The sequence below is a fragment of the Lactobacillus sp. B4026 genome, assembly GCF_026535825.1.
In the GTDB taxonomy this organism is placed as follows: Bacteria; Bacillota; Bacilli; order Lactobacillales; family Lactobacillaceae; genus Lactobacillus; species Lactobacillus panisapium.
In genome coordinates this window covers 24,638-37,082 of record NZ_JAFNPD010000007.1, presented here as the reverse complement: position 1 = coordinate 37,082, position 12,445 = coordinate 24,638, and the positions used below count along the sequence as shown (strand labels likewise).

The following is a 12,445-nucleotide window of genomic DNA, read 5'->3' as shown; positions in this document are numbered from 1 at the left end:
CTCCTTACATTTATAACAACATTATATGTCTATTAACTACTTTCATCAGCTCCCAAAATCTGGAATAGCAGTATTGGATAATAAAACTTCTTCTTCCCACTTTATCTTTTACTCAAATAACTAAACTATATATAAAAAAAGCTAAAAAAGCAGAACACTAATTCATTGTAAAATTATCTATTTTTACTGTCAAATTCTAGTATTAGACTATATTGAACTGTTTCATAGTTGGTACTTTTTCAAACTGTAGTAAACTAGAGGTTAAAAATGAACAAATGAGGTTTAAAAATGAAAATTGTGAATTTGGATAGTTATGCCTTAAACCCCGGTGACCTTGATTGGACACCCCTTAAGCAGTTGGGCGAATGTACCATTTATGATCGAACACCAGTCGATGATGATGCCGAGATTTTGCACAGAATCGGTGATGCTGAAATAGTGTTAACTAATAAAACACCATTAAATCGAAGTGTTATCACCAAAGCACCTAATCTTAAATACATTGGCGTCACAGCTACCGGGTACAATGTGATTGATACTGCAGCTGCACGGGCAGCTAACATCCCCGTCACTAACATTCCAACTTACGGCACGGACGCAGTAGCACAGTTCACTTTCGCCCTTTTACTTGAAATTACTAGCCAAGTTGGTTTGCACAATAAACTGGTTCACGAGGGCCGCTGGAGCAGCAATCCTGATTTTACTTTCTGGGCAAAACCATTAATCGAACTGCAAGGTAAAACAATGGGACTAATTGGCTTTGGTAGCATCGCACAAAAAGTTGCCGAAATTGCTCATGCCTTTTCAATGAAGGTCATTTTTTATAATCATCGGCCAAAAACAAACCTTCCAGACTACGTCAAACAAGTTAGTCTAGATGAATTATATCAACAAGCCGACATTATTAGTCTTCATGTGCCACAAGCACCTGAAACAACCGAAATGATTGACCGAGAAGCAATTACCAAGATGAGGGATGGCGTTCTATTACTTAATACAGCACGCGGGGGCTTAATTAACGAGCAAGATGTTGCCGACGCTTTGAATAATGGCAAAATTGGGGCAGCTGGTGTTGATGTTGCCACCAAGGAGCCAATTCCTACTGACAGTCCGTTATTAACGGCAAAGAACTGCTACATCACACCCCATATTGCTTGGGCACCGCGCGAAACGCGTGATCGGCTATTAGGAATCGCCATTGATAACCTGAAGGCCTTTTTAGCAGGCAAAGAGCTTAATGTGGTTAATTAAACTGGTAAAGAACTTAATTACTAGTATATGAAAAAGGCATAGTCCTATTTTGGACTATGTCTTTTATCTTGATTTTTAACGGTTAAAACTAAACGAGCTAATTTGTTTCATATCCATCTTCATGTTAGCTGGTTTAATCAAAATATTATATGCACCATATGTTGAGCTACTTGGATTGACATCAATATATGCCCCAATTTGATAACCCTTAAAGTCATCATAATGCTTCTTAGTTTCAACTAATTGCTCAGTTAATTGCTCCTTAACCGTCTTGATCACATCTTGTGTACTGCCTTATGTTTTGCTATGTGAAACGTTAGTTATAACAGGACGCTCCTTAATTTTCTTTTCTTAGTAAAGTTTAACTTCATCTTACAAAGATAATTTAGTCTTAAAACTCAAAAAGTTGTCTAACTTTTTGGGTTCGTTTCATTAGTGCAGTGTAGTTTGATTTTGCTTTAAATCTATAAACCGCTATCTTCCAAACCACTATAATGAGAACCGCCGATTACATTTCCATACTCATCATACATGGTGCCATCGTCATCAAAATAGGCTTTAATTTCGGGATCATATTCCAAATTCTTTTGCTTTTTAAGTTCTTCTAGCCTGTTAGTACTTTTGGAAGGTTTTGGCTGAGATTCATGTTGTCTAAGGGTATCATCAGCAGTTATCTCAAGGCCAACAGTATCAATTCCCTTAACGTAACTGTTTTTGCTAATTTTATAATAAAGTTTGCCTTTACTAATTTTTTGGCCAAAAACTTTAAGCCTCTTTCCTTTTTTCAAAGGTTTTTTCTTTGCCAATTTGCCGTTGGCTTTATAGATATAGCTCTTACATTTCAACGTCACATAAGCAGCTTGACCCTTAAGCAATTTTGGAAAAGATCGCCGTAATTTTGGTTTTTTGCTAATTATTTGCCGAGCAAGTGCAGGTTCGACTTGTCCGACTAGTGGTGCAATCGAAGTAGATGCAGCCACTGCTAAAACAACAATTTTTTTATTTAGTTTCATAATAGTTACTCTTTCATGAAATAGCTTTATTTTTGAAGATAACCACTCTCAAAAATTGTTTTTACCATTTTAGGACTTATATTGCATTTATTAAGTAGTTCTTCCACATTTTCCTTAGAAATACGATGATTAAAGTAGACGTCATAAATATTCCTACATTTTGTTTTAGGCTTTAACTCTTTAGCGTAGTGAATAATGATGTGGTATTTCTTGCCCTTGTAGGTAACGTTATTCACAAGATAATAATTTCCAGTTGTTAACAAGACCTTTTTCCCCACTCGCTCTACTGTGGTAAGACGATACTTGTTTTCACCTAGTTTTTTCCATTTTGGATTGATAATGTTCCAATTATGTTTAATAACATCTCGTTCAGAAGAAAGAACAGTAAAATTTTTCTTAAAACTAACTGGAGGATAGGTCTTATAGTCACCCGTAGTATAGTACCATTTCCCCTTCAAAGGATTGGGCAACGTCGGCATTTTAACACCAGTAGTCGGATCCCATAAAAGCCCTTTGGAAGTGCTGATAAAGCCCGCTTTGACAGTCTGTGTATAAGTTGTACAGATAGCTGTGCTCAAACCTAAAAATGCAAGTAAAATAAATAAAAAATTTTTTCTCTTTATTTGTTCCATCTTTAAATACCTTGGCATACAATTCTTAGTAAAATGTTTTTTAAAATAAAATACTTCCTGAGCAATTGCTATCAATCATCCCCATAATCAATATCCAAATTATCATGATATTTATTGACACTTTGCTTGTTAGTTAAGCTGTATGTTACACAAAAAAGCTCGCCATTTATATAGTCTACAGTATAATCAATTATTTTAGCATCCTCTGGAATAGATAAGCGTTTCAGATCATCCTCTGTTAAGTACATTCCCCTCTTTTGAATTGCCTTTTTCACTTTAGCAGAATATTCTGGCTCATCATTTAAAAATTGTACCCGAGGTGAATGGTCTGACAGGATTTCTTTTCTGCATTGCTTCACTTCTTCTTGGAATCCTTTTAGTCCCTTTAAATAGGAAGAGGTTTTAGTCCATTTTTTATCATATTTAAATTCATCAATTGAATCCCTTATCATCGCTTGAGCTTCAATACTATACTTATTCATTTTAGGATAAGTTATTTTTATTGCCTCATATAACTTTTTTAGTCTTTGATCAAGCTTTTTCTTTTGCTTTGGTGTAATGGTTTTTTTTGTTATTTGATTATTTTCTAGACTATAAGTACAGTTATTCACCTTTTGTGTCAGGTCATCTATTTTAAATGAGCGCACCATATCTGGGTCTTTCACAGCGGCCATAACTTGGTTTGCCGAGAAAGTTGGTGTCAATAAAATCAAGCTAGCTACAACTACTATTTTTAACTTTTGGAAAATTTTCATAATTTTAAACTCTCATCTCTGCTAAATTAAATCGTATTAAGTTAGCAAGCATTTTTACCTTTCTTTAATATTTTTTATGACTGACTTTGAGACTTTCTTGCTCAAATGACATTTTTTCAAAATAGAATAAGCTGTCTTTTTGGATAAAGGTTTATTAAATCTTGCAGAATAAGCAGTTTTTGGTTCATACAGCTTGCCACCATACTTTTCATAATAAATTAAAACTGAACACCTCTTATGATGATTAGCGACCTTTTTTACTTTGAAATATCGGTCAGAAACCGGACTCTTTACGCCACCCTTATAATGCTCTACAGTCGACAAACGATAATTACTTTTGCCCAATTTCTGCCACTTGCCTGTTACACTTTCCTCTACAAGTGATCCACTCCATAAAGCGGTTCTACTGTCTTTTTTAATTGTAAGCGGTGTCTCTCCTTTACCTGGAAAATACCATTTTTCTCTTAACACTTTTGGTGTAGAAGAGTTAAAAGTATATGTAATTTTTGGTATTTCATTTGCCGCTTGCGCTTTACCCGCGCTAAGTGCTGCCACCGGAGCTACTAATCCAATACTTGCTACTAGCGCTAACAGTGCTTCTTTAAATTTCATATTAAAACCCACCTTTTCCTATATTCTAAATAAAAATGCATTATTTTTTATACTTCTGTTTATCATATTTTTTATAATACAATTTAGATTAATTATGCAATGCTTATTTATATTTGAAAACTCCATACAATTATTATAGACAGGAGGTGGTTAATTTGGCATTTATAATTAGATCAAATCGTAAAGAGTCAGAGAATAAAACGATACGATTTCCGCTTAAACTTATTCAAAAAATCGAACAAGCAATTAAAGGAAAAAATGTAACTTTTTCTGGTTTTGTAATTCAAGCGTGCGAATATGCTCTTAACAATATGGAAGAAACAACAAAGAAAAAATAATGTTTCTACTAACTACATATTTTTATTTTACAACTTGCATTTTTTATTGCAATATAATTTGCAATAAAAATATTTAACAACGTACTTTTATGCATTATTAGGATAGTTCATTGTTCTTAGGTCTAGTAGATTCCAGTTTCGACATTATAATTTGCTGACTAATTGATTTTTTAAATCGAAAAGTTTCAGTTTTCTCATAGCTAAAAACTGCTCATTTGTCATTCACAACTGTAGTTTTTCACCATATTACATTCCTTACTTATCAGGAGATTTTTAGCGAAAAATGCGGAACTTTTAAATAAGTTCTTTTAATTTGCATTTCAACACTTCAGTTGCCTTAATCAAGTGTTTTTTCACGGTTTTATCACTTATACCGAGTTTTTTAGAGAGCAGACGATATGAAGCATTGTATAAATAGTGCTCTATCACAATTGTTCTGTCGATTTCTGATAGTGATAAAACTGCTTCGAATATGATTTTTACCTCTTCACTTGCAATGACTTGTTCTAAAGGAGACAATAAATTATTCGGAACAGAGCTGATAAAACTATTTTCTTCATTATATTGATAATCAAGACTAAGGAGCCCATACTTGCGGTTTTTGCGCTCTTGATTTACCTGCACCTGATCAAGCAGGTGATTAATTAATTTTTCTAATCGTTTGCTTTCTGTAATGTTTTTTTCAAAATCCGCTTTTTTCAATTTTTCTAAAGCATTTTTCAGCTTTTTAGCACGTTTTTCTTCTACTTTTCCCATATTTTATTCCTTTCCATCCCAACGGCCGGAAAGAACAAATTTTGTGAACACCAAATAAACGGTTAGTATCATTAAAAGGTGAAATTTTCATCTACTCTTGTTCTAACCGTCCTTTTTGGTGGCCACCAACAGGGACTTTAAAAATTTAAACTATAGAGATTTTCTCTATAGTTTTAGTTTATTAGCTATCAAAGCAATACGAAAGTAGAAAATGTAATTAAAAAAGCAGGCAATATACCTAGATTAATACGTTTTTAGCATTTTTACGTATTTTACATACTAAAATAAACTCTCATTTTTCTAGTGATACCTTAATATAGCTGAAAAAGGAAGACAGTCATAATGAACTAAAAACTCTTAACATAAAAACTCCATAAAAGTTAATTTTATATACTTTTATGGAGTTTAATTCTTATATCTTAATTTCCAAGTTTACTAAAAATTTTTAATATGAAAATATCCAGCTGCTCGAGATATTGATTGCATCTTTCTTACTCAGACCTAATTTATGTCTATTTGATTGAAATACTGTTGCATAGATCATTTGAGAATTTGGATATTTCTTTTTGTTCCATAGCTTATCAATATTAGATGATGCAGTAAAAGCCTTTTCTAAATAGCATCCTTTAGGTTTAAGACGATATAAAAGGCGGTTGGTCTTTACATCTTGATAAAATTTATATTCTTGGTATACAGCAACTCTACACTTTTTGCCGTGAAATTTAACTTTTTTCACCCAAAACTTAAAGCCACTATTCTTACCAGTTGGGATATTATAAACCTGCTTTTTTTGCTTATAAATATATTTTGCTTTGGGCAAAAGTTTGACGCGCGTTTTGGTAATTCTCCATTGAAGACTTTGTGGGCCACCCCAGTCGCCACGAATACTTCGAGGGACTGTCTTTACCCGCTTACCAATTAGCTGTTGTTTTTGGTCTAAACTGGCAACTTCGACTATCTTAGGCTTAGGTGCACGGCTGCGTTCCTTTTTATCTAAGCTAAGATTATGATTATGCCATTTACCCTCGGAAAAATCTTGATTAAATTTATAACCGCGCTTTCTTAGTCGCTTCACAAGAAATTTTACATACGCTAAATCTCTTTTATCATTATGATCTGCTTTATAAGTACCATGAATAACTTGGTAATCGGGATAAAAAGCAAGGGTATAATTACTATTTGCCTTCGCTTGCACAAAATGGCCGCTAGAATACACATTGTTTACACATAGCAGGAAAACTGCTGAACAAATTAGGATTATTGATTTTATAAATTTTTTCATTAATAGTCTCCTCTAAATTTTTATGGTTTAAAAGTACTATTTAGACGCTCCTGCTTAAAACCAGTAAAATAATAACTTGAAACATGAATGTAGTGAATTGAGTACTCATCTTTTATTCGACTGATACTTAAACCAAAATAGTCGTCATATTGAGGATTATCAGCATTATTTGTGCCAAGAAGCCTTGTACCGCTATTACTCAACAAATCCCCTGCGTGATGCCATTCATCGTAACTTTTTACACTGTTATAGTTCCCACCATTATAACCAAATAGCATTATTATTAACCCGTCATAAATTTCAGATTTTAGTTCAGTGATAGTCATCAGCTTACTATCATAAGAAAAACCTGTCATATCCTCAATATAATTGTCATCGATATTCAAGCCGTTTTTGTGACATGCACGTACTATTCCTTCAACATAATGTCCACCTTCATCAAAAACGGATTTCTTATTTTTGGCATATTCTATGGCAATATCATCGGCAATATTTTGAGAACCAGAACTTTTAATCCATGGCTTTAAATTGAGACAATTTCGAGCTTCATTAATCAACCGAAGTGTGTAAGTAACTATTTCGTCTTTTTGTGATTCAGTCAGCTTAGTCGGATCAACTTTAGTCTTATCATCATGTGCACTTTCAGAATGTTTGAAGGTATTGTTCTTCACGCCGCTCATACAAGCTTTGATAAATTCAGCACTTGGCTTATTATCATAAGCTTTAGTAAGTTCATCATTAGTATAACCAGCGGGTAAAGTGATTTTAGCTTCAGAATATTTAACTCTTTTTTTCTGTTTAGCCTTTCGTCTGGTCTTACGAATGTGTCTTGACTTCGTAGCTGCTTCAACTTTCAATTCAGGCACAATATAATTAGCTGGCAATACACTAATTGCCAACAAGCTTGCTGACAAAAAGGCAATCAAGATCGAATTTGCTTTAAAAATTTTAGTTATCTGCAATATTATTTACCTCTAATGAAATAAGCACAGCCATTTTTTAATACTTTGGAAAGTCAGCTGCGCGAACGTGATTTATTACTGTACTTTCATTCGGAGTAATAGTTTGAATATAACTGAAAAAAACACCCCATTCGATTTCAAGCGTATTATAGTTCCAAAAGCTATTATGGCCGGTTATCTTTTTAACATCTTTAATTCTTTTTGAATCATTTTCGTTATCCACTATAAATACTTCATTATCATTGCTTGCTAATGTGTCTGTAATATACTTAGCGTAAGTTTCAACATCAATTTCCATTTTGAACATTCCTTTCTACATTTACTATTTTTCATCTCAAGCAGTTTTCAACTTAATGTCAGGCTTATTTATTCACTCCAATAATTCTTGTCTTAGTCGTATCAAGACCATTAAAAATCGAATCACCCAATTTAACATCCCAACCAGTTACATTAACTTCTTCTAAAGCTAAATCTTTATAAAACATTCCTTCTTTATTACCAAAACCAAGTGATCTAGAATCCCAAGTACTTAAGTCTAATTTTTTGAGTTTTTTGTCATGTGCAAACATTGATTCAGCTGAATCAACATTGCTTGAATCTATTTTATCTAGACCTTGAATATCCTGTAAACTCGGCAATTTACCAAATAACCAATAACAATTTCCGAGCAAAGCTATTTCACTATCAATACTAATATGCTTAATATCTGTTAGTTTAATCTTGCGCTTTTTTGACAAATGCCTGTTAGCCGTTGGAATAAGCTGATAGATTGGCGTCGATCCTAAAGTGTTATCGTTTGCGCCTTCTTTAATATGTAAAGTCTTGGTGCGGGGATCAAATTTTAAAACGCATTGGTTATCCTTAGAGTATTTACCCAACTTAATCATTTTCGAACTTGCTTGAACAGTTTGAATTAAACCTGATTGCTTCGGAACAATCGTAGTCGTCACACCACTAAGCATCATTACAGCTGCTGAACTGATTAATAATTTTTTTCCAAATTTATGACTCTTAAAATTGATTCTCATTTTTTCTCCTTAATCTTTATGTAAATAAATTTAACTAATCGACTCTCAGAAAGACACTAGTGTGTCCCATATTACTGGTAAAAATCCAAATTCGATCCTTTGAAACATCTATTGCAGCAGGATGGTCTTCATGAAGCTCATTAACATTTCCAAGCGGGACATTCTTTGGCCAGAACTCAATTGACCAAAATATTGCTCCGTCTGAATCTCCTGATAAACAGCCCTTCAACTTGTGAAACTTCAATTTTCGCTTGATTTTACCATCATTTGGCTCTCTCATTGTTTTTCCATGGAAAACCACGTCTTGATTAAACCTGATTTCTTTCTTAGTAATAACTAAAGTCTGACTCCTATCTTCAGCCTCTAATTTGTGCCATTGTACTCCTTCCCCGTGATAAGTATTGTATGCATTAGCAACTAGCTTCCATTTACCCATTAAGCTAGTATAATCACCGTTTTTAATCTGCTCAAAATTCATTGCTGGTACAGTTCTTTGTACCGGCTTTTGAACTTTACTCCGCTTTTTTAAACTATGATTAACTGGCTTTTGGTCATTTTCAGACTTTTGAACCCGTTTTTTCTTTGTTAATTTTCTGTTAACAACCGTTTTTTCAGGCACATTATTTTTTGAAGTCTTATTCGGGCTCAAGCTGCAACCGGTAAATAACGTAACCATGCTCAGCAATCCCATCAATTGAGTGATTCTTGTTTGCAAAATCTTGCCTCCTCACTTTTATTGTTTATATTTTGTTATTCTTCCTCCTTGATATGTAGTTCCTATCGCCTTTTTAAAAAACGAATGCAGTTTACATTGCTTTTTTAATGCACAATCGCAGGAAATAAATTTCATTGTTTTACAAACAAATCAAAATAACTTAAACAGCTTCTTTTGCAGTGCAAATTCAGCAACTAACGATCTCTTAAGAAACCCAATGCAATATTTTGCTTGTTATCTAATTATGTGAGTATGCTCGCAAAAATATGGAATTTACCAAAAATAGCAATTTTATTTTAACTACCTATATTTTACATTTTGCATTACTTTTTGCAATACAGTTGTTATATTTTTTTATGATTAAACTGTGCTGTTATATTTCGGACTTTCATACTTGATAAATTAACTCACTTTAATTTTGAAACAAAAATAGCAGGAACGAACCTGCTATTTTTTTATTGCTTTGTTTATTTATGTTGTCATGAAGCATTATAAGTTTTTACTAAACAAACTTTATAAACTTAATAATGCTAGTGATATGTACACGAGTTTACGATAATTCCTGAATTTTTGACTTGGGCTTCAGAATAATCTTTTAAGAAATGAGAAGAATTAGGAAGATATACTGTTGTGACACATCCATTAGGAATAGTAAAATAGAACAGATAAAAATCCAGTATCAAGGTAATCATTGTTATTATGAATTAGTTCTACCAATCTAGTTAACAATTGCTTTTTAACTTTTTCGTCAGCAGCCTTCTCAAACGCTAGTGTAAGAACATGGCACCCCTGATAATCACAGGTTAATTTGCCTTCTTTAACAAACTTTTCTGCAAAAGCTGTTTTCACCTTATTAGCGTACTCAACGTATCCCTTATCTTCTTCACCTAACACTACTTATTTTAGCAAGCAGTTCAGCTAAAAACGCAGTAGCAACCAAGTCTTGGGTTACTTCTGCTAACTTCATTGGGTTTGGATCCCACTTCATCATACTAGGAAACATCCAATCACCATACAGTCATTGCCTGAAAGTTTTCTTTCAGAACTTCCTTGTGACCATATCTTTGATACAAAGTCCACGGCACCATTACGATGGCATCGCCCCAACCTGCTGAACTTAAGGTACCTTTAAAATCTAGCGTATTCTGGTAAAAATATGTCGAAATCCCCGACGCTTTGAACAATGGCAAAATTGGGGCAACTGATGTTGCCACCAAGGAGCCAATTTCTACTGACAGTTCGTTGTTAACGGCAAAGAACTGCTACATCACACCCCACATTGCTTGGGCACCGCGCGAAACGCGTGATCGGCTATTAGGAATCGCCATTGATAACCTGAAGGCCTTTTTAGCAGGCAAAGAGCTTAATGTGGTTAATTAAACTGGTAAATAATATAAAAAGCAGACAAACCACTGATTTTTGAGGTGAATCCTAAAATTAGGATACTCATTTTCGGTGTTTTGTCTGCTTCTTTTTTGCTTAAAGAGCCAGTTTCTTCCTACACTAATTCTACTATTAATCTGACATGTACTTACTCAATAGCCAAATTGGCGTACAACTCCATGCATGACAAAAACTATTTTCAATCGGACTATCATACGGAGAATAGGCCGGATTCTCAGGTTCAAAGGCCTCCCAAAAGGTATCAGCACCAAGATCAACCATTTTACCCCAATATTCCTTCATCAATTTAATTGCTTCATCTTTCATTCCCGCTTCAAATAAGGCTTGATCAATATGATGATACATGTAAGGCGTCGCAATTCCACGCACGGGGAATAATTTGTTTACGGTCTTAGTCATAATCTGATGATTGGTTTCATCATCCATTACATGGGCTAAAACCATCCAAACCTGACTAGCAATATTAACCTCACGCTTTTTACCAGAAACAAATAAACCGGTCTGTGGATCAAATTGATTATCTGTCGCAAAGTTTTTTAAATTCTCAAGTTCTTGTTCGTACTTAGCTAATTCAGGATCATCTATCATTTTTGCTAAAGCAATTAATTGCCGCAAGACATAAATGGTAATAGCTTGCCCAGCAGTTGTTTTGTCAAAGTCATTTGACCAGTCAACAAAGGTAACATACTGCTGATCTGGTACTACTTCACCATTATCCCGAATAAATCTGCGGGTGTATTCCCACTGCTTTTTAGCAATTGGATAAAGATCAGTCAAAACCTCTTCATCTTTTTCGTGTTTTTCCAAATCGGCTAAAGTTGAAATGAAAAACAAGCTGTAATCATACATAAAGGTATCGTCGGGGACATATGGCTGATTGGTAAACACGTTTGCCGAGATCCTGCCATCTTTAGCTGTCATTGCGCCAAATAAATATAAGCATCTTTTAACTAGAGCAGTATTATCAAATGAAGCATAATTAGCTAGTGCCTGCAGTCGCAGATCGCCTAACCATAAACGGCGGTCACGCTTAGGTCCATCTTCAAAGACATCTTGCATACAATCTTGCAGCGTATTGATTCCAACTTGATAAATTGCATTGAGCTTGTCATCTTTAAAATCAGGCTTTCTAAGGTTGGTGCTTGAAACAGCACTTTGAATTGTGGCAGTTGGCTTAGAAAAAACGGCAAACCACTTAGGCGAGGTATCAATCACACTAAGTTCGACATACCTAAAGCTATATCTTCGTGGCAATTCCAATTCTGCTGGTAAGCGATCAAGGTGAATAACCTCTTCTTGAATCCAGGACTTACTAAGCCAGCCATCATAATCTTGTGAATTATACCTAAATTCATTGGGCATCTCAGCAAATTTCACTTTAAAAGCTACGGGTGCATCCATTGGTGAACCAACATGTTCAATATGAATGGCAAATTTTCCCACACAATGTTGACCAAAATCAATGATTACGTGATCATTTCTAGTCATTTTTAATTGTGCTAACTGCTCAATATCACCGACTTCTTTTATACCGGTATTTTCAAGCTTAGAAGGATCATCAGTCAATTCAACCAATCTTTTGGCACTAATCTTATTTGTCAGTAGCTTGGGACGATATTGATCCGCCTTTTTTAGCAAGTCGTCATCGTGGTTAAACTCAACATCCTTATTTATTTGAAATTTGAAAACCATTATTT

General features: G+C 34.2%; 16 protein-coding genes and 1 pseudogene. 3 read left to right on the top strand and 14 right to left on the bottom strand.

Features of this window, described 5'->3' with window-relative positions; genetic code table 11:
* Positions 1-288 precede the first annotated feature (288 nt).
* Positions 289-1,251 carry a D-2-hydroxyacid dehydrogenase gene (locus J3U69_RS06855; protein WP_267413515.1) on the top strand — a complete coding sequence of 321 codons (963 nt, stop codon included), beginning with the start codon at positions 289-291 and terminating at the stop codon, positions 1,249-1,251.
* Between the two features lie 75 nt (positions 1,252-1,326).
* Here the strand turns inward: J3U69_RS06855 and J3U69_RS06850 are convergent, their stop codons facing one another.
* The 5 genes from J3U69_RS06850 to J3U69_RS06830 all read right to left on the bottom strand — a co-directional run bounded on the left by J3U69_RS06850 (position 1,327) and on the right by J3U69_RS06830 (position 4,263).
* Positions 1,327-1,530, bottom strand: coding sequence for a hypothetical protein (locus tag J3U69_RS06850; RefSeq protein ID WP_267413514.1), 204 nt, complete (start codon positions 1,528-1,530; stop codon positions 1,327-1,329).
* A gap of 185 nt (positions 1,531-1,715) precedes the next feature.
* Complete coding sequence (locus J3U69_RS06845; protein ID WP_267413513.1) at positions 1,716-2,264, bottom strand: SLAP domain-containing protein; 549 nt, start codon at positions 2,262-2,264, stop codon at positions 1,716-1,718.
* A 26-nt stretch (positions 2,265-2,290) separates the two neighbouring features.
* Positions 2,291-2,971, bottom strand: a complete 681-nt coding sequence (locus J3U69_RS06840; protein WP_267413512.1) for a hypothetical protein — start codon at positions 2,969-2,971, stop codon at positions 2,291-2,293.
* The gene (locus tag J3U69_RS06835) at positions 2,968-3,651 is read right to left on the bottom strand and encodes a hypothetical protein (protein WP_267413511.1); all 684 of its coding nucleotides are present in this window, start codon (positions 3,649-3,651) and stop codon (positions 2,968-2,970) included. The genes J3U69_RS06840 and J3U69_RS06835 overlap by 4 nt, the downstream gene beginning before the upstream one ends.
* Positions 3,652-3,705: 54 nt before the next feature.
* A complete protein-coding gene (locus tag J3U69_RS06830) occupies positions 3,706-4,263 on the bottom strand; it encodes a hypothetical protein (protein WP_267413510.1) in 558 nt (185 codons plus the stop codon).
* 155 nt (positions 4,264-4,418) lie between these two features.
* Between J3U69_RS06830 and J3U69_RS06825 the strand changes: the two genes are divergently transcribed.
* Entirely contained in the window at positions 4,419-4,601 is a 183-nt protein-coding gene (locus J3U69_RS06825; protein WP_267413509.1) for a YlcI/YnfO family protein, read from the top strand.
* Positions 4,602-4,895: 294 nt separating this feature from the next.
* Here J3U69_RS06825 and J3U69_RS06820 read toward each other — a convergent pair whose 3' ends face one another.
* The 8 genes from J3U69_RS06820 to J3U69_RS06785 form a co-directional block, all read right to left on the bottom strand.
* Positions 4,896-5,357 (bottom strand): RNA polymerase sigma factor, encoded by a 462-nt coding sequence (locus J3U69_RS06820; protein ID WP_267413507.1) that lies wholly within the window; start codon positions 5,355-5,357, stop codon positions 4,896-4,898.
* Between the two features lie 445 nt (positions 5,358-5,802).
* Complete coding sequence (locus tag J3U69_RS06815; protein ID WP_267413506.1) at positions 5,803-6,639, bottom strand: hypothetical protein; 837 nt, start codon at positions 6,637-6,639, stop codon at positions 5,803-5,805.
* A gap of 20 nt (positions 6,640-6,659) precedes the next feature.
* The gene (locus J3U69_RS06810) at positions 6,660-7,601 is read right to left on the bottom strand and encodes an SEC10/PgrA surface exclusion domain-containing protein (RefSeq protein ID WP_267413505.1); all 942 of its coding nucleotides are present in this window, start codon (positions 7,599-7,601) and stop codon (positions 6,660-6,662) included.
* Positions 7,602-7,638: 37 nt separating this feature from the next.
* Entirely contained in the window at positions 7,639-7,899 is a 261-nt protein-coding gene (locus J3U69_RS06805; RefSeq protein WP_267413504.1) for a hypothetical protein, read from the bottom strand.
* Positions 7,900-7,963: 64 nt separating this feature from the next.
* Positions 7,964-8,629 carry a BspA family leucine-rich repeat surface protein gene (locus J3U69_RS06800; RefSeq protein WP_267413503.1) on the bottom strand — a complete coding sequence of 222 codons (666 nt, stop codon included), beginning with the start codon at positions 8,627-8,629 and terminating at the stop codon, positions 7,964-7,966.
* A 34-nt stretch (positions 8,630-8,663) separates the two neighbouring features.
* On the bottom strand, positions 8,664-9,344 hold the full coding sequence (locus J3U69_RS06795; RefSeq protein WP_267413502.1) for a DUF6287 domain-containing protein: 681 nt from the start codon (positions 9,342-9,344) through the stop codon (positions 8,664-8,666).
* A gap of 642 nt (positions 9,345-9,986) precedes the next feature.
* Positions 9,987-10,193, bottom strand: a complete 207-nt coding sequence (locus tag J3U69_RS06790; protein WP_267413501.1) for a hypothetical protein — start codon at positions 10,191-10,193, stop codon at positions 9,987-9,989.
* A 158-nt stretch (positions 10,194-10,351) separates the two neighbouring features.
* Positions 10,352-10,432, bottom strand: coding sequence for a hypothetical protein (locus tag J3U69_RS06785; protein WP_267413560.1), 81 nt, complete (start codon positions 10,430-10,432; stop codon positions 10,352-10,354).
* A 73-nt stretch (positions 10,433-10,505) separates the two neighbouring features.
* On the opposite strand from J3U69_RS06785, the pseudogene J3U69_RS06780 reads away from it, so the two are divergent.
* Positions 10,506-10,724, top strand: a pseudogene (locus J3U69_RS06780) (NAD(P)-dependent oxidoreductase); the annotation flags it as partial.
* Between the two features lie 135 nt (positions 10,725-10,859).
* On the opposite strand, the gene J3U69_RS06775 reads toward J3U69_RS06780, so the two are convergent.
* Positions 10,860-12,440, bottom strand: a complete 1,581-nt coding sequence (locus J3U69_RS06775) for an alpha-rhamnosidase (protein WP_267413500.1) — start codon at positions 12,438-12,440, stop codon at positions 10,860-10,862.
* Between the last annotated feature and the right edge of the window lie 5 nt (positions 12,441-12,445).